This is a genomic window from Methylocystis sp. SB2 (genome assembly GCF_049817085.1).
Classification (GTDB): Bacteria; Pseudomonadota; Alphaproteobacteria; order Rhizobiales; family Beijerinckiaceae; genus Methylocystis; species Methylocystis rosea.
Genome location: NZ_CP187401.1, coordinates 2,085,076 through 2,107,670, shown reverse-complemented (window position 1 = coordinate 2,107,670; position 22,595 = coordinate 2,085,076). Strand labels below are relative to the sequence as shown.

24 protein-coding genes are annotated in these 22,595 nt (G+C 64.4%); 13 read left to right on the top strand and 11 right to left on the bottom strand.

Annotation, left to right across the window (positions count from 1 at the left end):
- Nucleotides 1–39: 39 nt before the first annotated feature.
- A complete protein-coding gene (locus ACPS74_RS10330; protein ID WP_029648628.1) occupies nucleotides 40–948 on the bottom strand; it encodes a TIGR01459 family HAD-type hydrolase in 909 nt (302 codons plus the stop codon).
- Nucleotides 945–1,661, bottom strand: coding sequence for a carbonic anhydrase (locus tag ACPS74_RS10325; protein WP_029648627.1), 717 nt, complete (start codon nucleotides 1,659–1,661; stop codon nucleotides 945–947). The genes ACPS74_RS10330 and ACPS74_RS10325 overlap by 4 nt, the downstream gene beginning before the upstream one ends.
- Nucleotides 1,662–1,818: 157 nt before the next feature.
- On the opposite strand from ACPS74_RS10325, the gene ACPS74_RS10320 reads away from it, so the two are divergent.
- The 3 genes from ACPS74_RS10320 (at nucleotide 1,819) to ACPS74_RS10310 (ending at nucleotide 5,562) form a co-directional block, all read left to right on the top strand.
- Nucleotides 1,819–2,688: an HpcH/HpaI aldolase/citrate lyase family protein gene (locus ACPS74_RS10320; RefSeq protein WP_029648626.1), complete on the top strand. Its 870-nt coding sequence runs from the start codon at nucleotides 1,819–1,821 to the stop codon at nucleotides 2,686–2,688.
- A 66-nt stretch (nucleotides 2,689–2,754) separates the two neighbouring features.
- Nucleotides 2,755–4,143, top strand: a complete 1,389-nt coding sequence (locus ACPS74_RS10315) for a COG4223 family protein (RefSeq protein WP_029648625.1) — start codon at nucleotides 2,755–2,757, stop codon at nucleotides 4,141–4,143.
- A gap of 15 nt (nucleotides 4,144–4,158) precedes the next feature.
- Nucleotides 4,159–5,562: a heme biosynthesis protein HemY gene (locus ACPS74_RS10310; protein WP_029648624.1), complete on the top strand. Its 1,404-nt coding sequence runs from the start codon at nucleotides 4,159–4,161 to the stop codon at nucleotides 5,560–5,562.
- Here ACPS74_RS10310 and ACPS74_RS10305 read toward each other — a convergent pair.
- The 3 genes from ACPS74_RS10305 to ACPS74_RS10295 are packed head-to-tail and all read right to left on the bottom strand — an operon-like array spanning nucleotide 5,559 to nucleotide 7,926.
- Nucleotides 5,559–6,110 (bottom strand): Smr/MutS family protein, encoded by a 552-nt coding sequence (locus ACPS74_RS10305; RefSeq protein WP_029648623.1) that lies wholly within the window; start codon nucleotides 6,108–6,110, stop codon nucleotides 5,559–5,561. The genes ACPS74_RS10310 and ACPS74_RS10305 overlap by 4 nt on opposite strands.
- Nucleotides 6,107–7,222 carry a murein transglycosylase A gene (mltA, locus tag ACPS74_RS10300; protein WP_029648622.1) on the bottom strand — a complete coding sequence of 372 codons (1,116 nt, stop codon included), beginning with the start codon at nucleotides 7,220–7,222 and terminating at the stop codon, nucleotides 6,107–6,109. Before mltA ends, ACPS74_RS10305 begins: the two co-directional genes overlap by 4 nt.
- 2 nt (nucleotides 7,223–7,224) lie before the next feature.
- Entirely contained in the window at nucleotides 7,225–7,926 is a 702-nt protein-coding gene (locus ACPS74_RS10295; protein WP_029648621.1) for a Tim44/TimA family putative adaptor protein, read from the bottom strand.
- Between the two features lie 111 nt (nucleotides 7,927–8,037).
- Here ACPS74_RS10295 and ACPS74_RS10290 point away from each other — a divergent pair, with 111 nt between their 5' ends.
- Together ACPS74_RS10290 and secB are read left to right on the top strand one after the other, a co-directional pair.
- Nucleotides 8,038–8,481 (top strand): FxsA family protein, encoded by a 444-nt coding sequence (locus ACPS74_RS10290; protein ID WP_029648620.1) that lies wholly within the window; start codon nucleotides 8,038–8,040, stop codon nucleotides 8,479–8,481.
- Between the two features lie 86 nt (nucleotides 8,482–8,567).
- Nucleotides 8,568–9,056, top strand: coding sequence for a protein-export chaperone SecB (gene secB, locus ACPS74_RS10285; RefSeq protein WP_029648619.1), 489 nt, complete (start codon nucleotides 8,568–8,570; stop codon nucleotides 9,054–9,056).
- On the opposite strand, the gene dnaQ is transcribed toward secB, so the two are convergent.
- From dnaQ to ACPS74_RS10270, 3 genes are read right to left on the bottom strand one after another with little or no spacing between them, the layout of a single operon-like run.
- Nucleotides 9,053–9,769, bottom strand: coding sequence for a DNA polymerase III subunit epsilon (gene dnaQ / locus ACPS74_RS10280; protein WP_029648618.1), 717 nt, complete (start codon nucleotides 9,767–9,769; stop codon nucleotides 9,053–9,055). The genes secB and dnaQ overlap by 4 nt on opposite strands.
- Nucleotides 9,770–9,772: 3 nt before the next feature.
- A complete protein-coding gene (gene coaE, locus ACPS74_RS10275; RefSeq protein WP_029648617.1) occupies nucleotides 9,773–10,363 on the bottom strand; it encodes a dephospho-CoA kinase in 591 nt (196 codons plus the stop codon).
- 11 nt (nucleotides 10,364–10,374) lie between these two features.
- Nucleotides 10,375–11,001 (bottom strand): Maf family protein, encoded by a 627-nt coding sequence (locus ACPS74_RS10270; RefSeq protein ID WP_029648616.1) that lies wholly within the window; start codon nucleotides 10,999–11,001, stop codon nucleotides 10,375–10,377.
- Between the two features lie 395 nt (nucleotides 11,002–11,396).
- Between ACPS74_RS10270 and hemE the strand changes: the two genes are divergently transcribed.
- Both hemE and hemJ read left to right on the top strand, forming a co-directional pair.
- Entirely contained in the window at nucleotides 11,397–12,428 is a 1,032-nt protein-coding gene (gene hemE / locus ACPS74_RS10265; RefSeq protein ID WP_029648615.1) for a uroporphyrinogen decarboxylase, read from the top strand.
- Between the two features lie 2 nt (nucleotides 12,429–12,430).
- Nucleotides 12,431–12,850: a protoporphyrinogen oxidase HemJ gene (gene hemJ, locus ACPS74_RS10260; RefSeq protein WP_029648614.1), complete on the top strand. Its 420-nt coding sequence runs from the start codon at nucleotides 12,431–12,433 to the stop codon at nucleotides 12,848–12,850.
- 107 nt (nucleotides 12,851–12,957) lie between these two features.
- Here hemJ and ACPS74_RS10255 read toward each other — a convergent pair whose 3' ends face one another.
- Together ACPS74_RS10255 and ACPS74_RS10250 are read right to left on the bottom strand one after the other, a co-directional pair.
- Nucleotides 12,958–14,013, bottom strand: a complete 1,056-nt coding sequence (locus tag ACPS74_RS10255) for an amidohydrolase family protein (RefSeq protein ID WP_029651842.1) — start codon at nucleotides 14,011–14,013, stop codon at nucleotides 12,958–12,960.
- Nucleotides 14,003–14,770 (bottom strand): hypothetical protein, encoded by a 768-nt coding sequence (locus ACPS74_RS10250; protein ID WP_157055295.1) that lies wholly within the window; start codon nucleotides 14,768–14,770, stop codon nucleotides 14,003–14,005. The genes ACPS74_RS10255 and ACPS74_RS10250 overlap by 11 nt, the downstream gene beginning before the upstream one ends.
- Before the next feature lie 315 nt (nucleotides 14,771–15,085).
- On the opposite strand from ACPS74_RS10250, the gene rho reads away from it, so the two are divergent.
- The gene (gene rho / locus ACPS74_RS10245) at nucleotides 15,086–16,351 is read left to right on the top strand and encodes a transcription termination factor Rho (protein WP_018406432.1); all 1,266 of its coding nucleotides are present in this window, start codon (nucleotides 15,086–15,088) and stop codon (nucleotides 16,349–16,351) included.
- Nucleotides 16,352–16,400: 49 nt separating this feature from the next.
- Here the strand turns inward: rho and ACPS74_RS10240 are convergent, their stop codons facing one another.
- Complete coding sequence (locus ACPS74_RS10240; RefSeq protein WP_239753687.1) at nucleotides 16,401–16,832, bottom strand: GNAT family N-acetyltransferase; 432 nt, start codon at nucleotides 16,830–16,832, stop codon at nucleotides 16,401–16,403.
- A 140-nt stretch (nucleotides 16,833–16,972) separates the two neighbouring features.
- On the opposite strand from ACPS74_RS10240, the gene ACPS74_RS10235 reads away from it, so the two are divergent.
- Genes ACPS74_RS10235 through ACPS74_RS10215 form a run of 5 tightly spaced genes read left to right on the top strand, consistent with a single transcriptional unit; the run spans nucleotide 16,973 to nucleotide 22,567 of the window.
- Nucleotides 16,973–17,950, top strand: coding sequence for an aromatic ring-hydroxylating oxygenase subunit alpha (locus ACPS74_RS10235; protein ID WP_029651845.1), 978 nt, complete (start codon nucleotides 16,973–16,975; stop codon nucleotides 17,948–17,950).
- Nucleotides 17,947–19,245 carry a tRNA uridine-5-carboxymethylaminomethyl(34) synthesis GTPase MnmE gene (mnmE, locus tag ACPS74_RS10230; protein WP_029651846.1) on the top strand — a complete coding sequence of 433 codons (1,299 nt, stop codon included), beginning with the start codon at nucleotides 17,947–17,949 and terminating at the stop codon, nucleotides 19,243–19,245. Before ACPS74_RS10235 ends, mnmE begins: the two co-directional genes overlap by 4 nt.
- Nucleotides 19,246–19,272: 27 nt before the next feature.
- Nucleotides 19,273–21,126 carry a tRNA uridine-5-carboxymethylaminomethyl(34) synthesis enzyme MnmG gene (mnmG, locus tag ACPS74_RS10225; protein WP_029651847.1) on the top strand — a complete coding sequence of 618 codons (1,854 nt, stop codon included), beginning with the start codon at nucleotides 19,273–19,275 and terminating at the stop codon, nucleotides 21,124–21,126.
- Nucleotides 21,123–21,758 (top strand): 16S rRNA (guanine(527)-N(7))-methyltransferase RsmG, encoded by a 636-nt coding sequence (locus tag ACPS74_RS10220; protein WP_036242281.1) that lies wholly within the window; start codon nucleotides 21,123–21,125, stop codon nucleotides 21,756–21,758. The genes mnmG and ACPS74_RS10220 overlap by 4 nt, the downstream gene beginning before the upstream one ends.
- Nucleotides 21,755–22,567, top strand: coding sequence for a ParA family protein (locus tag ACPS74_RS10215; RefSeq protein ID WP_029651849.1), 813 nt, complete (start codon nucleotides 21,755–21,757; stop codon nucleotides 22,565–22,567). Before ACPS74_RS10220 ends, ACPS74_RS10215 begins: the two co-directional genes overlap by 4 nt.
- Nucleotides 22,568–22,595: the final 28 nt, after the last annotated feature.

Sequence of the window (22,595 nt, the reverse complement as noted above, 5' to 3'; positions counted from 1 at the left end):
CGCGGATCGTGACCGCAGATGAGGCCTGTGCAGCCCCTTTTACCAGAAAAGCTCGCGAGCCAAAGCCTTAGGACGAGCGCCGGCGCGCGCGAAGAGCGAATCGAGCGCCGCTTCGTCAAGCGCGCCGCCGCCGGGATGCAGCTCGGCGCGATGCACGCCATGGATGATGAAGAGGCAGTCGAGCCCGGCGCGGCCCGCGCCGGCAAGGTCGGTGAAGGCGCCGTCGCCGATCGCCAGCGTGCGCGCCTTGTCAACTTCGCCGCCGCGCAAATTCTTGAGCCGCTCCAAGGCGGCGGCGTAGATCGGGGCGTGGGGTTTGCCCAAGGTCAGAACGCGGCCGCCGATCGCCGCATAGCGTTCGGCGATGGCGCCGGCGCAGTAGACGAGATCATTGCCGATGGCGACGACAATGTCGGGATTGGCGCACAGCATCGTCAGATCGCGCGCCTTCAGCTCCGCGAGTTGCTCGTCATAGTCCGAGGGCGTTTCGTTGCGGTCGTCAAAGAGGCCGGTGCAGACGATGTAATCGGCGGCTTGCGGCCCGACGCGCATGACCGGCGCCCCGAGACGCCGCGCGGCCGCGCGGAACAGGCCGTCGTCGCGCGAGGGGCCGAGGTGGTAGACCGCCTGTCCGTCGCGCGCGACGATTTCGCGCAGCGCCAGCTCTCCCGCTGAGAGGAGATCGTCGAAACAGTCCTGCGGCACGCCGAGGCCGAGGAGCTGGCGCCGCACTTCTTCGTCGGGACGCGAGGCGTTGGTGATCAGCACGACGGTTCCGCCTTGCGCGCGAAAGCGCCGCAGGGCCTCGGCGGCTTCCGGGAAATGCCGCCGGCCGTCGATCAGCACGCCCCAGCCATCGCACAGAATCGCGTCATAGCCGTCGGCGATGTCGCGCAGGCCGGCGATGAACGGTACGTGGTCGCGGTCTGGCGAGGAGCCTGCCGTCAAAAGCGCGCCTCGGCGAAAGCGGCGGCGTAGGCTCCTTCGCAAACGGGATTGAAGACGCCCGTCGATTCGTCGAGCACGAACAATCGCCCGTCCATGATTCGAAACAGAGCGCCATGCAGCCGCAGATGCCGGTGATGTTCGAGCACCTGAATCATGGGAAAGGAGCGCAAGTTGCGCAGCGTCTGCTTCACCGACTCGAATTCCAGGCGCTCCACATAGTCCGCGTCCTTGGGATTTGGCCGAACGCCCAGGCGATCAGCCGCAGGACCAAGCATTTTGATCCAGTCGCCGATGAAGTCGCTGTGGCTCAGCCGCGGCGCGTCGGGATCGGCGGCGATCTCCGCATAGGCGCGCACGCCGCCGCATTGCCCATGGCCGAGCACCACGAGGTCCGTAACCTTTAGCGCCATGACGGCGTATTCGAGCGCGGCGGAAGCGCCGTGATAATGATCGTCGGGCTCGTAGGGCGGCACCAGCGCCGCAACATTGCGCAAGACGAAAAGCTCGCCGGGGCCAGCGTTGAAGATGGTCTCGGGCGCGACGCGCGAATCGCAGCAGCTGATGATCATTGTTTTGGGCGTCTGGCCCCTGACCGCTAATTCTTCGAATCGGTCGTGATCGGCCAGGAAACGCCCGCGAACGAAGGACTCATAGCCCTCTAGGAGCGTTTCCGGCAGACCGGCCGCGCCGTACGACTGCTCGTGATCCGCCATTTACCGTTCCCTTCTCGCCCCTGGGCCAGGTCCGCCTTCGCCAAGTTCGCTCAACCCAGTTCGCCTTGGCCGGGCGGATGGCGGACCCGGGGGTTATTGTGTAGATCACGCGGCGGGGTCAAGAGCAGGCCGAATCGTTTCGATGTTGGAGTTTTGAATGATTTCCCGACTAAAGCGCAGCGTGCTGGCGATGCCGGGCTCGAACGCCCGAGCGCTGGAGAAGGGCAAGACGCTCGCCGCCGACGTCCTGATGTTCGAACTTGAAGACGGGGTCGCGGAATCCGCCAAGTCGACGGCGCGCGCGCAGGTCGCGGCGGCGGTGGCCGACAGCGGCTATGGCGCGCGGCAACTCGTCGTGCGCGTCAACGCCCGCGGCTCCGAGTGGTATAAGCCCGACATCGCCGCCATCGCGCCGCTCGGCCCAGACGGCATCGTCATCCCCAAGGTCAATTCGCGCGATGAGATATTGAAGGCGGCCGCCGATCTCGTCGCCGCCGGCGCGCCGTATAAGACTCGACTCTGGGCGATGATCGAGACGCCGCGCGCCGTCTTTGACATCGAAAAAATCGCCAGCGCCGCAGACGATCGGGCTTCGCGACTCGAGGTTCTGGTGCTTGGTCCCAACGACATCGCCAAATCGACGCGCGCACGGCTTACGCCCGGACGGCCGGCGCTGTTGTCCTGGCTTTCGGCTGGCGTGCTTGCGGCGCGAGTTCACAACATCGAGATCATCGACGGGATATACAACGACTTCAACGATCTCGACGGCCTGCGTCGCGAAGCGGCGCAGGGCCGCGACTTCGGCTTCGACGGGAAAATGCTCATCCATCCGGGGCAGATCGGTCCGGTGAATGAAATTTTTGCGCCGAGCGCCGAGGAGGTCGATTTCGCCCGCCGGATCATCGCGGTGTTCGACGAACCGGAAAACGCCGACAAGGGCGTCGTGCAGATCGACGGGAAAATGGTCGAACGTCTGCATCTCGACATTGCGCGCCGCACGTTGCAGCTTGTCGAGGCTTCAGGCTGACGGCCGCCTGTTTTGCGGGCGCCCAACGCATCAACTATAAGGATGCGGGACAGCAAGGATTAGCCAATGGTCTTGCCGAACGACGAAGAACCGAAGCGCGTCGAACCTTCGGAAGCGCCCATCGATTTTGCAGAATCGCCGTTTGAACCGCCGCCTTCGCCGGTGGTCAGACCCAAGCGGCGCTCCTTCTTAGGCCCCTTGGTGGCGACGCTGCTGCTGCTCGTTCTCATCGCGGGCGCGGCGCTTTATGCGGCGATCGCGTTCAAGGATCGAGACGAGCGGCTGAAGGTCGTCGCGGACTATGCCGAGCCTTACGTCGATCAGGCGACCGGCGCCTTAGGCGGGTTGAAGGATCGCGTCCGTTCGCTGATCGGCGAGACCGAGCCGGCGCAGCCGACGACGCCGCTCGAGGCCCCGCCAAGCGAGTCGGCCACGAGCGACGCGGAAGCGCCCCGGCCCTCCATGGCGCCCCCGCCCTCCACCGCTCCCATGAAATCCGCCGAGCCAGCGGTCGAACCGACGCCGCTGGCGCCGCCCACGCCGGCGCCTAACGCCGCAATAGAATCGCAGAAGACGGCAATCGAATCGCAAAAGGCGGCGGTCGCAGCGTTGCAGAGCCGCGTCGATTCGGCCGAAGAGCTGGCGCAACGCGCCTTGCGCGCCGCCGAAGCCGCCCAGGCGGCCGCCAGCGCCGCCAAGACCACCGCCGAAACGGCGTCAAAGGCGAGCCCAGCTCCTGCCGCTCCTGCCGCTCCCGCCGAACAGGGCGAACCCGGGGCGCTCACCGCCAGCGAGCTGATGACGGCGCTTGAAGGCCGCATCGACGAACTCGGGAATGAGACCAAGGCGCTGCGCGAGCGCTTCGAGTCTTCGAAGGGCGAGACCCGCGCGGCGCCAGAGGCCACGGCGGCCACGGCGGCAAAAACTCCCGACGGCCCCGCGGCGATCGTGGTTGTCGCCTTTGCGCTTCAGCGCGAGCTGGAGGCCGGCCGGCCCTATGCGCTCGAGACGAAGGCGCTGACGCGGCTCGGCGCCGATCCCGCCGCGCTGGCGGCCCTCTCGCCATTGGCCGAAAAGGGCGCGCCGACCGCCGCGCAATTGAAGACGGAGTTCGCGCCAGCCGCCAAGCGCATTCGAGCGCTCGAGACCGGCGCTTCCGGCGATCTTGCGGAGCATCTGATGAAGGGCGCCAGCAAACTCGTGCGCGTTCGTCCCTCCGGTCAGGCGCCGGCGACCGAGGCTCAGACGGTGGAAGAAAAAGTCGCTCACATCGAGGCGGCGCTGACCCATGGCGACCTTGCCCAGGCGAGCGCCGTTTTCGCGGCGCTCCCCGAAGCGGCCCAGAACGAAGCCAAAGATTTCGGCGCGACCTTACGCGCCCGCGTCGACGCCGGACAGGCGGCCGACGATCTGCTGCATGGCGCGATCGCCGCGCTCGGCGCAACGAAGGAATAAGCGGGATCCATCGCCATGCTGTTTCTGTTTTTCTTCATCATCGCGCTTGCCGCGGTCGCCTATGGCCTCGAATTGCTGATCGAACAGCCCGGTTCGCTGACGCTGGATTTCGCCGGCTACCAGTTTGAAGCGTCGATACCGGTGGCGGTTGCAGGTCTGCTGCTGATCATCGCCGCGACGGTCGTCCTTTGGGCGATCGCCATGGCGGTGCTGCGGCTGCCTGGCCGCTGGAGCGGCGGGTCGCGGACGAAACGGCGGGATAAGGGATTCGATGCGCTTTCGCAGGGGTTCATCGCCGTCGGCTCCGGCGACGCCGCCCGCGCCCGCAAGGCCGCGCACGTCGCCGAACGGCTGCTGCCAAGCGAGCCGCTCACACAGGTGCTGAAGGCCCAGGCCGCGCAGCTCGCCGGCGATCGGCGGGTTGCGGAAGAGACCTTCCACAAAATGACGTTGAAGCCGGAGACAAAGCTGCTCGGGCTTCGCGGGCTGCATATCGAGGCGCGCCGACGCGATGACGCGGACGCGGCGCATCATTTCGCCAAGGAGGCGCATGACATCGCGCCAGTGCCCTGGGCGGGCGCCGCGATGCTCGAACATCTGGCCGCGCAGGGCGACTGGCAGAAGGCGCGCGAGGCGATCGAGGCCAGTCTCACCGCCAAGGCGATTGACGCGCCGACAGCGCAGAACCTCCGCGCCGTGATCGAAACCGCCATGGCGATGGAAAAGGAGCGCGACCATCCGCATGACGCGCTCCATCTCGCACGCCAGGCGTTGAAGCGCCGGCCGGGCTTCGCCCCCGCCGCCGTGGCCGCGGCGCGGGTGCTTGCCCGCCATGGCGACCAGAAGCAGTCGCTGAAGCTGATCGAAACGGTCTGGGCGACGAAACCGCATCCTGACCTCGCCGCCGCTTATCTCGAGGCGCTATCAGGCGAATCGAATACGACGAAGCTCGCGCGGGTGGAGAGGCTCGCCCGCGCCGCCCCCAATGCGCCGGAGAGCCGGCATATCGTCGCGGAGGTGGCGCTGTCGGCGCGCGGTTTCGCCAAAGCGCGCGCCGCGCTCGCGCCGCTCCTCGCCGCCGAAAATCATCCGACGGCGCACACCTGTCTGCTGATGGCGGAGATCGAAGACGGAGAGCACGGACCGTCAGGTCCGGTGCGCGAATGGCTCGCCCGCGGCTCTCGCGCGCCGCGCGATCCTGTCTGGATCGCCGACGGCGTCGTCTCCAAGAACTGGCTGCCGATTTCGCCGGTCACCGGCCGGCTCGACGCCTTTGAATGGAAGCCGCCGCCGGATTCCGCGCAGCATCTGACCGAGGAAGGCAAGCCCAACATTCCGGCCGCCTTTTTGACCCGCCCCGCCGAACCCGTGGCGCTACCAGCGGCCGAGGTCTCGGGCGCGGCCGAGCAGCAGGCTTAACGCCCGCGATCCGCCCGGCGGATGCGTACATAGAGCGCGCCTTCGCCGCCGTGGTGGCGCGCGGCTTCGCCAAAGCCGACGACGACGTCGCGCAGATTCGGCGCTTCAAGCCACATCGGCACGACGCGGCGCAGCACGCCGCCTTCGTCCCGCGTCAGCCCCTTGCCCGTCACGATGATCGCGATCCGCGCGCCATTCGCCTGACATCTACGCAGGAACGCCGTTAACGAGCGCTGCGCCTCCGCCTGCCGAAGCCCGTGAAGATCGAGCTTGGCGTCGACGTCAATCCGTCCGCGCTTGATCTTCACGAAGGTGCGGGGGTCGATGTCGATCGGCCGCGGTGGAGGCTTGGGCGCCATTGGGGGATCGCTAACCGCCGCAGGCCCCGAAGGCGACAAGGGCGCGACGATCTCGGCCGCCGGCGTGGGCGACACGAGCTTTTTCGGGCGCGCCCGCGCAGGTCGAACGTCAGCCGTCGCTATTGTCCAGAGCTCGGCCTCGGCCTGGGACAGCCGGCGCGCATATCGGCGGGAATTCTCCTCGCTCACGGATCGTCCCCAACATCCTTCGGCAGCAGCACAATCATTTCGGCGGCGTGCCGGATGTCGCCGGCCCGCCTCCCCGCCGCTTCGCCCGCGCCGAAAAAAAGATCGGCGCGCGCTGGACCAATTATGGCAGATCCGGTGTCCTGCGCGATCATCAGTCGACGAAATGGCGTTTCCAATTCTCCTTGCCATGGAATTCGCGCTTCAATCCAGAAGGGCAGGCCGTAGCACCAGATCGAGCGGTCGACGGCGATCGACCGAAACGGCGTCAGCGGCGCGCCCTGCCCGCCGATCGGTCCGATCCTGCGCCGCTCAGACGCATCGATCTCGAAGAACACATAGGAACGATTCTCCTGCATCAGCCGGCGACCCGCTTCGCCGGGACCAGCTCCGAGCCGCCGCAATGTCTCCTTCATCAGATCTAGCGACATCTCGGCTTTCGTGACCAGCCCACGCTCAATCATCAGCCGGCCAACGGATGTATAGGGCCAGCCGTTGCGCCCCGCATAGGTCAGCGTCATGACGCCACCGCCGGGCAGTCGCAGCCGCGCCGAACCCTGCACCTGGATGAGGAATAGTTCGACGGGATCGCGAACATAGGCGAGAGGATGCGCGCTCGGCGCCGCGCCTTCCTCTTCGATGGAGCGCCGATCCGGATAGGGCACGAGCGCGCCATCGGCCTGAATGCGCGCGCTGGTCAGCGTCTCGCCGGTCGGCAGCGAGAGCGGCGAGTCGTTCAAAGTGACGAGATCGCGCGGACGCGACAGGACGGGGGTCGTGAAGCCCGGCTCGGGCGACAATCTGGCGTCGACCTCCACCTCGTAATAGGCGGTCACGAAGCCCTTCGTCTTGATGACGTGCGGGCGAAACCAGTCCTGAAAGAAGCGGTCAGGATGATCGATGGCGCCCAGCGCCGCGCGCGCGACGGCGACGAGCGAGGGGGGTGGCGCGACGGCGCCACGTTGCTCTTGCGCCTTGGCGTCGATGATTTCGGCAGAGCGTCGGAAGGCGGCGAAGGCGGCGGCGCGATCGTCGGCCGCAAAGCCGTCGATCGCTTCAAATTCTATGTCTTGCAGCAAATCGGAAGCGGAAAACTGCGGCGCCTTCCGCGACATGCTCAGTCTTCGGTTTGCGTCGCGACGAGCTTCCAGTTGGGATCGCTCGCCTTCGCGTCGCGCGCAAAGGTCCAGCGCTCGACGACTTTGCGCGTCTGCCCGCCGTCGATCGTTTCGCCGGCCTGGTCACGCCGCACGCTCATCAGCCGAACGACGAAACGCACCGTCACCTCATTGCGGCCGGCGATGGCGCGGGCGGCGTCGACCGTCGCCGAGTCGATCGCGACGACGGCGGTCTCCATGCTTTCGCCCTGCTGCTCACGCCGGGCGATCTCCGCCGAAAACCCGTCGAACACGTCCTGCGCCAGCAGCGGCTTCAAAGTTTCCCGGTCGCCCTTGGCGAAGGCCGTGACGATGAGTTCATAGGCGCGGCGCGCGCCGCTGACGAAGGATTTGCCGTCAAAATTGGGGTCCGACGCCGCGACGGCGTCGAGGCCGCTCCAGGCGGAGGCGACGCCTTTCTCGGCCACGCCCTCCCAGCGCTCGGCGCCAGTGGGGCGCGACGGCGCTTCGGCGATCGGCGCGACGCCAGGCGCCGCGGCGACTGCCGCCGGGGCCGGTCCGCGCGGCGCGAAGCGCGCCGGGGGCGGCGTTTCGCGATCCACCCGCATTCCGAGCACCGAGCGCAGCTTCCAGATGACGAAAACCGCAAGCGCCGCGAAAACGATAAGGCTGGGATCGAAGAGATCGCCGGAGGCCGGCATTGGCAACTCCCGAATAAATTTGTCGTCGGCTATCATGTCGCTGCGTACATGTCACGAATCAAGGGGCGTAACGCCGCGGGCCGGCGGTACCCGCAAAGATCGGATGATTCGGTGAAATCTAAGCTTGTCGGCGCCGTCCTCGCAACGTGGATCGTGCTGGAGATACTGTGTTTCGCGCTCGTCGTCCGCGCCGTCGGGCTTCTCGCGGCGATCGCGCTCGCCCTCGGCGCTTCGCTGCTGGGCCTCTCCGACGTGCGGCGCCTCCTCGATTTTGTCCGCGCCGGATTAGCCGCCAAAGCGAGAGGCGAAAGCTCCGCCAGGCTCGACGGGGCCATGCTTGACGGGGCGTTGCAGGCGCTCGCCTCGATCCTGCTCATTCTTCCGGGCTTCGCCTCGGATTTCGTCGGGCTGGCGCTGAAGTCCCCGTCCGTGCGGCAGAGCCTGGCGCGGCGGCTGCGGGCGCGCTCCGGCAACGCAGACCCGCGACTCATCGACCTCGACCCGCGCGAATGGCGGCGCGACGCGCGTCGCCCGCGGCGAACCGCTCCGAAGTAGTAACCAGCGCAGCGCCTTGTTCGCTTCTGACAGACGTGTTAGGCGGGCGCGAATTCTCATGACAACGGCTTTGCTGGAGATCCTACATGACCGACACCAATGGCAACGGCGCGCAAGGAGCGCCGGGCGGCGCTCCGGCCCTCAATTCGCTTGCTCAATATCTGAAGGATTTCTCCTTCGAGAATCCCAATGCGCCGCGTTCGCTCGGCGCGCAGGAAAAGGCGCCAAACATCTCGATTCAGGTCAACGTCAACGCCAAACAGCTGGCGCCGACCGACTTCGAAGTCAGTCTGATGCTCGACTGCAAGGCGGGCGAGGGAGACGGACTCCTCTTCAAGCTCGACCTTGAATATGGCGGCGTGTTCCGTCTGTTGAACATTCCCGAAGAGCAGGTGCATCCGATCGTGATGATCGAATGCCCGCGCATGCTGTTTCCCTTCGTGCGCCAGCTTGTGGCCGACGCGACGAGCAAGGGCGGTTATCCGCCGCTCTATATCGATCCGATCGACTTCGTCGCGCTCTATCAGCAAAAGGCCGCCGAAGCGGGCGTCCAGAGCGCGACCCAGGGCAATTAACCAGCGACGCTCGGCGCCGCGTCTTCGTCGCTTGCGAGATAACGGTCCCAGATCGGGGATTTGATCGTCGCGACAAAGACAGAGTGAGCCGTCTCTTCGGCCGCGCTTAACCGCGGCGCGAGCGGCTCGGGGCGACGGCGCAACAGATCGTTCAAGGCGGCGATGCGCACCGCCTGAACGGTCTGAAGCGACAGAGCCGACTGCCGTCCGCCGCAAAGCTCGGCGTAGACCTCGGCGAGGAGATTGGCGTCGAGCAGGGCGCCATGTTTCTCGCGCCGCGAGAGATCGATGGCGTAGCGCTGACACAAGGCGTCGAGAGAATTTGGGCCGCCAGGGTGGCGGCGGCGCGCCATGGCGAGCGTGTCGATGATGCGCGCGCCGCCGAGCGGCGGCAAATTCATGAGCGCGAATTCGGCGTTGAGAAAGCGCGTATCGAATTCGGCGTTGTGAATTACAAGCGGCGCATCCTCGATAAAGTCGAGAAATTCAGCGGCGATTTCCTTGAAGATCTTGTGCTGCGCCAGAAATTCGCGCGAGAGGCCATGCACCCGAAAGGCCTCGTCCGGCATGTCGCGCTCGGGATCGACGTAGCAGTGGAAATGCCGGCCTGTCGGGATGAGATTGGAAATCTCGACAGCGCCGATTTCGACGACGCGATGGCCGCTCGAGGGATCGAGCCCCGTCGTTTCAGTATCGAGAACGATCTCCCGCATTTTTCACCCGAGCCGCGCGTCAAGCGCCTTCACGATGTTTCGCACCTCTTCGCGCGCTGCGTCCAGACCCCGGTCTGTGTGGACCACGAAATCGGCGCGGGCGCGCTTTTCTGAATCAGGCGTCTGCTTCGACAGAATGGACGCGAATTTCTCCGCCGTCATGCCGTCCCGGGCAAGAACGCGCGCCTTTTGCACATCTTCCGGCGCGGTGACGACGACAATGACGTCGAAGTCCTTTTCGGCGCCGGTTTCGAACAGCAGCGGAATGTCGAAAACGACGATGCGGTCGCCCTGATTTTTACGTTCTTCAATCAGAGCGTCGCGCGCCGCCCACACCATTGGATGCACGATCGCTTCCAGACGCTTGAGCGCCGCGGGATCGTGAAGAACGCGGGCGGCGAGCCGCGGACGGTCGACGACGCCATTCACGACGACGCCGGGAAACGCACGCTCAATCTCGGCCGCCGCCGGTCCTTTATAGAGGTCATGCACGAGCTGATCGGAATCGAGAACCGCGACGCCTTCGGCGCGAAACATGTCGGCCGTCGTCGACTTGCCCATGCCGATCGAGCCGGTCAGCCCCACGCGCAGCATCTTTGGCTGTGTCACGAAAGGAGCGCCCCCTCGCGCCGAAGCGCCTCGAGGAGCTCCAGCAGCGGAAGCCCCATGATGGTCCAGTAATCGCCTTCGACCTTGGAGAAGAGTTGCGCGCCCAGGCCTTCGATCTGATAGGCGCCCGCCGAAGTCAGCGCATTCTCTCCGATCGCCGCCAAATAAGAGGCGACAAAATCTTCGCTCAGCGGACGCATGGTGAGGTCGGCGACGCCGACCGTCGCAAAGACGACGGCGCCGGCGCGCGCCAGAGCGATCGCCGAATGCAGGCGGTGCCGGCGGCCGGAGAGGAACCGCAGGAGCGCTTCCGCTTCCCGCATATCCGCCGGCTTGCCGAATATCCTGCCTTCGCAGCTCGCGACCTGATCGGCGCCGAGCACGAGCCGGCCTTTGACGGAAATCGCGAGCGCCTTGGCGCGCGCCAGCGCTAGAGCGATCGCGTCGGCGTCGGCGCCGTCAAGCCGGGATTCGATCGCCCGTTCGTCGACATTCGCGGGAATTATCTCGAAAGGGACGCCAGCGTGCAGCAGCGCCTGCCGCCGGCCGGCGCTCTTCGAGGCGAGAATCAGCGGCGCCGATTCGCGCCAGAAGGTCGATGTTGACGTGCCGGTCACGTCCACAGCCCTCCCGCGTAAGCCGAAGAGCGGGGATAAAACGCGGTCAAAAAATGCTCCGCTTCGGTTAGCGGGCATAGAGTCCCCAAACGCTCAACAGGAGAAGCCCTGTCGAACGGATTCCCGCCGGCGCCGGTACAGGAGGGATTCACAGGCCATCCACAATCACTTGCGCCGAGAACGACCGATACGTCCATGATTCCATTCGCTGTCTGAATTTTTCCCGCTCCGGCCCCCGCGACCGGGTCTTCGCGGCTCGCCTGTGGGCGACTGGTTAATGAAAATTAACTTTTGTCGGCTACGCGATACAACTGAAGAATCAATTCTTATTAAAATGAATTTTGTTTTAATGGCGTTTCGCGCTACCCCGCTTGTCGAGGACGACAAACGGAGCGAACGCGATGGCGGAAGAGAAGGCGCTTCTTTCGGTTCTGCGCAGACAGGTGCGAAGCGTTCCGCCGCTCTGGCTGATGCGGCAGGCGGGCCGTTACCTTCCCGAATATCGCGACGTTCGGGCGACGACGAAGAGCTTCCTCGATTTTTGCTATTCGCCGCAGAAGGCGGCCGACGTGACGCTGCAGCCGATCCGGCGCTTTCACTTCGACGCAGCGATTTTGTTCTCCGACATTCTTGTGGTGCCCGACGCGATGGGCCAACGGGTTTCCTTCGAGAGCGGCTCGGGTCCGCGGCTTGAACCGATTGAAACGCCGGAGCAGGCGCAGCGGCTCGGAGAATTCAAGCTCGAGCATCTTTCGCCGGTGTTCGAGACGATCGATCTTGTAAAAGCGGCGTTGCCTTCGGACGTGGCGTTCATCGGCTTTTGCGGGGCGCCGTTCACGGTGGTGAGCTATATGATCGCCGGGCAGGGCACGCCCGATCAGGCGCCGGCGCGTCTGTTCGCCTATCGTTATCCCGACGCTTTCGCGCAGCTGATCGATCGCGTCGTCGAGGCGTCGATTGACTATCTTGCGCGCCAGATCGAGGCTGGCGTGGAGGTCGTGCAGATCTTCGACAGCTGGGCCGGCGTCTTGCCGGCGAATGAATTTCAGCGCTGGTCGGCGTCGCCGGTGCGGCGGATCGTTGAAGGCGTCAAAGCGCGCCATCCGCAAACGCCGGTGATCGCCTTCATACGCGGCGCCGACGCGCATTTGCCCATACTCACGCAGACGATCGGCGCCGATGCTTACGGGATCGATACGGCGCTCGATCCCGCATGGGCCGTTGCGCAAACCGAATCGAACGTGCCGCTGCAAGGCAATCTCGACCCTCTCGTGCTTGTCGCCGGCGGAGAAGCGCTCGACCGCGAAGTCGATTCGATTCTCGCCGCCTTCGCAGGCCGTCCGCATATCTTCAATCTGGGTCACGGCATCTTGCAACAGACGCCGATCGAAAACGTCGAGCGGCTTGTCGCCCGCGTACGACGGGGAGCCTGACGATGTACGTCTGGATCAAGGCGCTGCATGTGATCGCCATCATCTCTTGGATGGCGGGGCTTCTCTATCTGCCCCGTCTTTTCGTCTACCACGCCAGCGCGGGCGAGGGGACGCTGTCTGAGACGTTCAAGATCATGGAGCGGCGGCTCTATCGCTACATCATGACGCCGGCGATGCTCGTCGCCTGGATGACCGGAATCTATCTGGCGATCGAGGGCGGGGCGCTGTCGTCGGGATGGTTTCATGCGAAAGCGACGCTCGTCGTGCTGCTGACCGCCGCGCATCTTCACGACGGCGCGCTGATGCGCCGTTTCGCGGCAGACGCCAATGTTCATTCGCCGCGCTACTATCGCATCTTCAATGAACTGCCGACCGTGCTGATGATCGGCGTCGTTATTCTGGTGATCGTCAAGCCGTTCTGACTCTCGAGCAGGTTCCGAAAAAGTTGACAGACTTTTTCGATGAGAACCTGCTCCCATTTTGAGCGATCCCTTATCGATCACATGAGTCCATGTGATCGGGAAGCGCTCTAGGCGATGATCTTCTCCCAGTCGGGAGCGATCGGCCGCGCGGCGCCATTCACCTTGCCCTTGTTGGCGCCATAGATGCGCTCCGCGGTTCGCCAGCAGAGATCTGCGCAGGCCTTGTCGCTCAGCTCGTCGAGAAAAACGTCGTAGCGTTCGAGTTCTGGACCCAAGCGTTCGAATTTGGCGACGAGGTCGGAGCCTAAACAAATGCGCTCGCTATGACGTTCGGTGAGCGCGAGCCAATTTTCGTCAGGCGCGCGCTCAGGGCAGATGGCGACGTCGTAGATCACCCATGAATAATCGACGCAGACATTTGGATATTGATCAAGCAGCCGTTCGACCATCTGATAATAGAAGGGCGCATTCACGCGCCGCGACATGCCGCAATGCGCGAAGATGAAGCGCGTGCGCGGAAATTCGCGCAGCGCCTCTTCAAGTTCGAAGAGATAGACGGGATGATCGCCCTTCGAAACGGCCGTGACGTTTTGATGCAACAGCACCGGAAGGTCGTAGTGGCCGGCAAATTCGTAGATCGGGTAGAGCGCGCGATGATTGGCGCGCGCATTTTCGCCGAAGGTGAAGGCGGTGAGATCGTCATGGCGCAACAGCATTTCGCCAATGCCGCTCCACACGTCGGGATATTGCGCATATAGCCGCTCGACGTGACGAATGGCGTAGCGATCGACTGGATTGAAGCCGCAGATCAACGGATAGAGTCGGCTCTGATGCTCTGCTGGCAGCGCGCGCACCATCTCGGCGACGATGACGTCCGTATAGGCGTAATAGTAGCAGTGCGCGTCATTGGCGAGATAATAGTCCGGCGGCTCGCGGTCGTATTCGTTCCATAGCTTGCGCACAGGCAGTCCGAAGATCACCGCCTTATCGACGTTGGCGCGATCCATGTGATCGATCAGCGCCGGTCCGCCTGGCGTCTCTTGAACGAAATCGACGACGTGAAGATGCGCGTCAATCATCCGGCGTTTGCTGCCGCGAAGCCGCGCAAGCGAACCGACGTCTGGCGATTTGCGGCGCGAAATACGCGATAGTTCATAGGGCATTGTCGTCCGCTCCGAGCTTGGCGAGCAACTGGACGGCCTCGTCGGGCCTAATTCGATTGTAGAGGTAAATCCACGCCCTACGATCGCCGATGATCTCCACAAGTTGTTGGCGATCGAATTGATCAAGCAGAGTCGCGCTGATGGTGGGCGGGAGCGCGCGCAGCAGCAGCGCCAGATCGCGCGCGTTGCGCGTCAACTCCGCGACACGTGCGAATCCGATGCTGTCGAGCAGCGCGCTTTGAGCGTCTTCGGCAAGTGCGTTTAGAGCGAGCGCCAGATCGTCGCCATGGCGGATGAGGCGGAGCAAATAATCGGCGCCGAGAAGTTCGAGAAGCCGACGGCTGCGTTGCGCATAGGTCCATTCCAAAGCGCCTGAAAGGTCCCGCGCAGTGACGATAAGCTTGCGCAATCCTGGTCCGCCGAGAGTCTCGATGACGCTCAATCTGACTTGCGGCTCAGCGATCGTCGCCAGCAACTCGCGCAGGTGGCGCGCGGTCTGCAGAGCGTCGGCCAAGGAATCGCCCATCGCCTCGACGAGGAAGATCTGGTCGTCGCGATCCAGCCCGCGCATCAGTAGCGGCAGGTCCGAAGGCTTGCGAATGATTTGCGGCAAATGCGGGCGCAGCTGCGTGAGAACGTCCCGGTCGCGGCGCCCGTTGAGAACGTCGAGAAGGACGACAAGCTCCTCGGCGTCGCCGACGTCGGCGCTTTCGCCGTCCAATCGAACCGGATAGCGAGCGAGATTGATGGCGGCCATCTGAAGTCCCATGAGCAAAAAGAGGGGGTGAGATGAGCAAAGGGGAATAGATTATGCGGCGCCCAAGTTCGGCTGCGCCAGTCCGGCTGCGCCAGCGGCGCGAGCCCGGCCGGCGCGTTAAGGCCGCTTTAACGGAACTCTTGATTCATGTCTGGAAATTGTCTAAGTGAACCCTATCCCTCTGAGGCCCGTGTCTGCTTGTAGCGGCATCGCCGGATTTTCGCCGGCGCTCCCCGAAGGCCGTCTCCCCCGCCCCACCTCTTCTCTCCGGCTCGTTTCCATCTGCGCGCCAGTAATACCCAAGGTTCCTCCTGAATGCGGGAAATTAAACTCTCGGACTTGAAGGCTAAGTCCGCCGCCGAACTCCTCGCTTTTGCCGAAGAGCACGAAGTCGAGAACGCCTCTCTCCTGCGCAAACAGGAACTCCTCTTCGCGATTCTGAAACAATTCGCGAGCCGCGACGTCGAAATCGTCGGCGTCGGCGTCGTCGAAGTGCTGCAGGACGGCTTCGGCTTTCTGCGGTCGCCCGACGCGAATTATCTCGCCGGTCCCGACGACATTTACGTCTCGCCCTCGCAGATCCGAAAGTTCGGCCTGCGCACCGGCGACACGGTCGAGGGCATGATCCGGAGCCCGAAAGAGGGCGAGCGCTATTTCGCGCTATTAAAAGTCAACAGCATCAATTTCGAAGATCCCGAGAAGGTGCGCCACAAGGTGCCCTTCGACAATCTGACGCCGCTCTATCCGGACGAGCGCCTCAAGCTCGAGATCGAAGACCCGACCCGCAAGGATCTCTCATCGCGCATCATTGATCTCGTCGCGCCGATCGGCAAAGGGCAGCGCGCGCTGGTCGTGGCGCCGCCGCGCACCGGCAAGACCGTGCTCCTGCAGAATATCGCGCAGTCGATCACGACCAATCATCCCGAGTGCTATCTCATCGTGCTGCTCATCGACGAGCGGCCTGAGGAAGTCACCGACATGCAGCGCTCGGTGAAGGGCGAGGTCGTCTCCTCGACCTTCGACGAGCCGGCGGTGCGCCACGTGCAGGTCGCCGAAATGGTGATCGAGAAGGCGAAGCGTCTCGTCGAACACGGCCGCGACGTGGTGATCCTGCTCGATTCGATCACGCGGCTCGGGCGCGCCTACAACACCGTGGTGCCGTCGTCCGGCAAGGTGCTGACCGGCGGCGTCGACGCCAACGCGCTGCAGCGGCCCAAGCGCTTCTTCGGCGCGGCGCGCAATATCGAGGAAGGCGGGTCGCTGACGATCATCGCGACGGCCTTGATCGACACGGGCTCGCGCATGGACGAAGTCATCTTCGAAGAGTTCAAGGGCACCGGCAACAGCGAGATCATTCTCGACCGCAAGGTTTCCGACAAGCGGATTTTCCCGGCGCTGGACATCACCCGCTCGGGCACCCGCAAGGAAGAGCTGCTCGTCGCGCCCGACATCCTCAAGAAGATGTATGTGCTGCGCCGTATCCTCAATCCGATGGGCACCGTCGACGCGATCGAATTCCTGCTCGGAAAGCTGCGCGAGACGAAGAACAATCTGGGCTTCTTCGATTCGATGAATACGTAACGGCGATAAGACTTCGGGCCGGAGTCATCGGCCCGTTCTTGTCGCCTGTTTATTCGTTGAAACGAAGCGCCATCAGCGTTTCGTCGAGATAATCGCCGTCGCCGTTTTTTGCCGAGCGCTCTTCGACGCCATAGGCGCGAAACCCCCATCGTTCGTAGAAACGCAGCGCGCGAAAATTCGTCGAGACGACGGTAAGCGTGACGATCTCGACCCTGCCGCGCGCCTCGTCTATCAGTCTTTTCATGATCGCGTCGGCGGCGCCCGATCCGCGCTCAGCCGCCTTCACATACATGCCGTAGAGCAGCGCCTTGTGGCGCGTCTTCACGCCGTCGCTCCAAGCCAATCCGCCAACGCCAATCATTCGCGAATCTTCTGCGTTGAACGCGCCGATGACAAAGTCGCGCTGAAGGCGTGCGGCGACCGCGTCTGGCGCGATATGCGCCTCATCCTCCGGCGCGAAGCGAAAGGCTCGGGGCTCCAATGTAAAGCTCTCAAGTCGCAACGCCTGAAAGCGGCTCGCGTCCGAGCCGTTGAGCCGGCGACATATTGCTTGCGTTCGCATATGTCTTTGTGCCGGACAGTCCTTGCGAATTCCAGCGGCGAAGGAAATAAGCGGCGCGCATGTTCAAGGATTTCGCCAATGTGTGGACGATCGTCGGCCTGGCGCGCGATCTGAAGCGCGACACGCCGCTGGCGATGCGCGTCGCCGGCGAGCGCGTGGTTTTCTTCCGGGACGCTGGCGGCAAGGCCTGCGCGCTCATCGATCGATGTCCGCATCGCGGCGTCGCGCTCTCGCTCGGGCGAGTCGAGACGGGCGTGATCGAATGTCCCTTCCATGGCTGGCGCTTCGACGGCGCGGGCCGGAACTGCCACGTCCCCTGGAATCCAGACGCCAAACGCGAAAACTTGAGCGCCGTGGCCCTGCCATGCCGCGAGTCCGGCGGTCTGCTGTGGCTCTACACGGGCGTCGATCCTAACGAAGAACCTTCGCCTTCTCAAACGCTTACGGCGTTTGATGGGGTCGCGCTATGCGCACAATCGGTGGTCTGGAAGGCGCATTGGACGCGAGTCATGGAAAACATGCTCGACAGTCCGCATCTACCTTTTGTGCACCGCAGCACGATCGGGCGCGATCTTTTCAAACATGTCGGCGCCGGCAGGCTGGAGATGACATTCGAGCCAGAGCCCTACGGCGGACGCATTAGCGCGAGCGTCGACGGCGCGCCCCGCGCCGGCAATATGGATTACCGCTTCCCCAATGTGATGGAGCTCTTCATCGACCCGCCGGGCAAGATTTTTCGGCTCATGGTCGCCTGCATCCCCGAAGACGAGCAGACGACACGGCTCTGGCTGCTGACCGTGCGTAGCTTTGCGCGCACGCCGCTGTTTGATTTCGCCTTCCGCTGGATGAACCGCAGGATCGCCCGCGAGGATCAGGCGATCGTTGAATCCTCTCTGCCGCCCGTGGTTCCGCCGGCGGCCGAGGAGGCGTCCGTGCGCACCGACGCGCCAACCCTGACGTTTCGCAAAATCTATCGCGAGCGGCTGCTGGGAAGCTTCGTGTCTATGCCGCGCCGACCCCAGGCAGCCGCGTCGTGACGGCAGATGACACGATCTTCGCGCTCGGCACCGGGCCCGGACGCGCCGCCATCGCCGTCATCCGGATTTCGGGGCCGGGGGCCGGGGAGGCGGTCAAGGCGCTCGCCGGCAAGCTCCCGGCGCCGCGGCAGGCGAGCTTTGCGGTTCTGCGCGATCCAGAAACTGGGGAAATGCTTGATCGGGGGATTGCGCTGTTCTTTCCGAGCCCCGCGTCGTCAACGGGGGAGGATTACGCCGAGCTGCAGCTCCATGGCGGGCGCGCGGTCGTCGAGGGCGCGCTCGCCGCTTTGCATCGGCTGCCTGGCCTGCGGCCGGCCGAACCCGGTGAATTCGCGCGTCGCAGCTTCGCCAATGGCAAGCTCGATCTCTCGCAGGCGGAAGCGCTTGCCGATCTCGTCGATGCGCAAACCGAGGCGCAGCGGCGGCAGGCGTTGCGCGTCGCGGGCGGCGCCTTGCGCCGAAAGGTCGAGGGCTGGCGGGCGGCGCTGGTGGAGTCGCTGGCGCTTGTCGAGGCCGAGCTCGACTTCAGCGACGAGGCGGATGTCGGGGTGTTTTCCCCGGCGCGGCTTGGCGCGCTGCTTTCGCCGCTGGCCGAGGACATGCGCGCGGCGCTGCAGCTCGCGCCAGCCTCAGAGCGCATGCGCGACGGCTTTCTCGTCATGATTCTCGGGCGGCCGAACGTCGGCAAATCGACGCTGATCAACGCGCTGACCCGGCGCGATCTCGCAATCGTCTCGCCGATCCCCGGCACGACGCGGGATATGATCGAGGCGCATCTCGATATTGGCGGATTGCCGGTGACATTGATCGATACGGCTGGTCTGCGCGAGACGGCCGACGCGATTGAGCGCATCGGCGTCGACCGGACGCTGGCGCGGGTCGAAACGGCCGACCTGGCGCTGTGGCTCTCGGATTCTGCGGAGGCGCCGCCGGCGCACGACGTCGAGACAATCTGCGTCGCGACCAAAACCGATCTGACGCCGGCGCCTCGAGGCGCGATGGGCGTCTGCGCCTTGAGCGGCGAGGGGCTGGAGACGCTGGCGGCAGCAATTGGAGGGCGCGCCCGGGCCCAACTGGGTGACGGCGTGAATTCGCTGATCGTGCGAGAACGGCATCGTCGCGCCGTGGAGCAAGCCATTGAAAGTATTGATTCTATCCTGGCTGGCGGCGAAGCGCTCGAGCTTCAGGCCGAGGAGCTGCGCCGCGCCAGCGCCGCGCTCGGGCGGATTGTCGGCGCGGTTGATGTCGAGGAAATCCTCGACGCGGTTTTCTCGCGTTTCTGTATTGGCAAATGATATGTTTCACGTGAAACAGGCCAAGCCATGAATTCTGGGATGAAGCAATTCGACGTCATTGTGATCGGCGGCGGCCACGCCGGCTGCGAGGCTGCCGCGGCGGCGGCGCGTCTTGGCGCGCGCACCGCGCTCGTGACCCAGAACCGCGAGAAAATCGGCGAGATGTCCTGCAATCCGGCGATCGGCGGGCTCGGCAAGGGTCAGCTGGTGCGGGAGATCGACGCGCTCGATGGGCTGATGGGGCGGGTCGCTGACGCCGCCGGCATCCAATTCCGCGTGCTCAACCGCTCCAAGGGCCCGGCTGTGCGTGGTCCGCGCGCCCAAGCCGACCGCAAACTCTATCGCGCGGCGATGCAGGCGGCGCTGAGTGAGACGGAAAATCTGACGATCGTCGAGACCTCCGTCGAAGATCTGCTGATGGAGGGCGACGCGGTTCGCGGCGTCGTCACCGCCAAGGGCGAGATCAGGGCTGCGTCCGTCGTCGTCGCCACCGGCACCTTTCTCGGCGGGGTGATCCATATCGGCGATGAGCGCACGCCCGCGGGTCGGATGGGCGATCCGCCGTCCAACGGCTTAAGCCGACGGTTGCGAGCGGCCGGTTTTGCGGTCGCGCGGCTCAAGACCGGCACGCCGCCGCGGCTCGACGGACGCACGATCCGCTGGGACGCTCTCGAAGTCCAATGGGGCGACCCGACGCCCGAGCCCTTCTCCTATCTGACGACGGCGATCGCGAACCGCCAGATCGCCTGCGGCGTCACCCGCACCACGCCGGCCGCGCATCGGATCATTCTCAACGATCTGCATCGCTCGCCAATGCGCACGGGGGCGATCTCCGGACCGGGACCGCGCTATTGCCCCTCGATTGAGGACAAGGTGACGCGCTTCGCCGACCGCGACGCCCATCAGATCTTTCTCGAACCCGAAGGGCTCGACGACGACACTGTCTATCCGAACGGCATCTCGACCTCGCTGCCGCTCGGGACTCAGCAGGCCTTCATCAACGCCATTCCTGGGCTTGAGGAGACCCGCATTCTGCGGCCGGGCTATGCGATCGAATATGACTATGTCGATCCGCGCGAACTCTCGGCGACCCTCGAAACTAAGCGTTTTCGCGGTCTTTTCTTCGCCGGGCAGATTAATGGCACCACCGGCTATGAAGAGGCCGCGGCGCAGGGCATTCTCGCCGGGATCAATGCGGCGCGCTACGCCGCCGGAACGGCTGCGATCGTCCTCGATCGCGCCGAAGCCTATCTCGGCGTGATGGTCGACGATCTCGTCACCCGGGGGGTCAGCGAGCCCTACCGCATGTTCACCTCGCGCGCCGAATATCGCCTGTCGCTGCGGGCCGACAATGCCGACGAGCGCCTAACGCCCCGGGGCCTCGAGATCGGCTGCGTTGGCCCTGATCGAGCGTCGCATCACTCAGCCCGCGCTGCCCGCCTCGAAGCTGCGCGCGCCATGCTGCAAACGCGGGAATTGACCTCGGCCGCGGCGCGCCGGCACGGGCTGCCGGTCAATCAGGACGGGCTGCGCCGCAGCGCCTATGCGCTGTTGTCTTTTCCGGACATCACGCTGGCGCGCTTGGCGTCGATCTGGCCAGAATTGAGCGGAATTGATCCGCAAACTACTGAGCGGATCGAAACCGAGGCGCGCTACGCCGTTTATCTCGACCGCCAACAGGCCGATATCGACGCGTATCGACGCGATGAGCGCCTGGCGCTGCCGGATGGGCTGGACTATGCGGCGATCGCCGGGCTCTCGGCGGAATTGCGCGGGAAGCTGAGCTATTTGCGGCCGCGCACGATCGGCCAGGCGCAGCGGATCGACGGCATGACGCCTTCAGCGTTGACGCTGCTGGCGGCGCGGGCGCGCCGCGCGTGAGAGACAGATCTTGCCGGGAAGAGGCGCTCGGTCTTTTCCCGGAACTCAAACCGATTGAAGCCGAGCTTGAGATCTACGAGTCGCTGCTGCGTCGCTGGCAGGCGAAGATCAATCTTATTTCCTCGGCGACGCTCGGCGAGGTATGGCTGCGGCACTTTGCCGATTCGGCGCAGGTTCACGCCGCCGCGCCTCACGTCAGGCGTTGGGCGGACCTGGGGTCCGGCGCGGGCTTTCCCGGGCTGGTGACGGCGCTCTTGTTGAAGTCCACGCCCGGTGCCCTGGTTCACCTGATTGAAAGCGACCAGCGCAAGGCTGGATTTCTGCGGGCTGTTTCACGTGAAACAGGAGCGCCGGCAGTCATTCATGCGGGGCGGATCGAAAGCGTTCTGCCAAATCTGGCCGAAATTGGCGGCGTCAGCGCACGCGCCCTCGCGCCGCTCTCCCGTCTCGTGCAGCTTGCCGAAGCGCCGTTAGAAAAAGGCGCCCTTGGGGTGTTTTTAAAGGGGGAAGAGTGGCGAGACGAATTGACCGCGGTTGAGGCGCTCGGTAGCTTGAGTTGCGAATCGGCGGACAGCCGCACCCGCAAGGGCGCGCGCGTCGTCGTCGTCAAGCACAAGGTTTCCCCATCGTGACCGCTTCCGCTTCGCCGCGCATTTTTGTGTTGGCCAATCAAAAGGGCGGTGTGGGCAAGACGACCACCGCCATCAATCTCGGCACGGCGCTGGCGGCGGTCGGCGAGGAAGTTCTCGTCATCGACCTCGATCCGCAAGGCAATGCGTCGACCGGCCTTGGCGTCGACCGTCACCAACGAACAATTTCCACTTATGACGTGCTGCTCGGCGAATCGAGCCTCGCCGACGCGATCATCGCCACGGCCGTGCCGCGGCTCTCGATCGCGCCGTCCACTCTCGATCTACTTGGCGTCGAGCTCGAGATCGCCAATGATAAGGATCGCGCCTACAGGTTGAAGCGCGCCTTCGCCGAGCTGGCGGCCGATCACGATGATGAGCGGCGCTACAGCTACATTCTGATTGATTGCCCCCCGTCGCTTAATCTCTTGACTATCAATGCGTTAGCGAGCAGCGACGCCGTCGTTGTGCCGCTGCAGTGCGAATTCTTCGCTCTGGAAGGCCTGTCCCAGCTCCTCTCGACTGTCGAACAGGTTCGACAGACTCTCAACCATAAGTTGTCCATCCACGGCGTCGTTCTGACGATGTATGACCCCCGAAACAATCTGGCCAATCAGGTCGTCGCCGACGTGCGGCGTTTCATGGGCGAGAAGGTCTATCAGACGATGATCCCGCGCAACGTCAGGGTCTCGGAGGCGCCTTCACATGGCAAGCCGGTGCTGCTCTATGACCTCAAATGCGCGGGCAGTCAGGCCTATCTGAAGCTCGCCTCGGAAGTGATCCAGCGCGAGAAGCGGTTGCGTGCGGCCTAAAATCAAGCAGCCTGAGAGCCAGCATTCC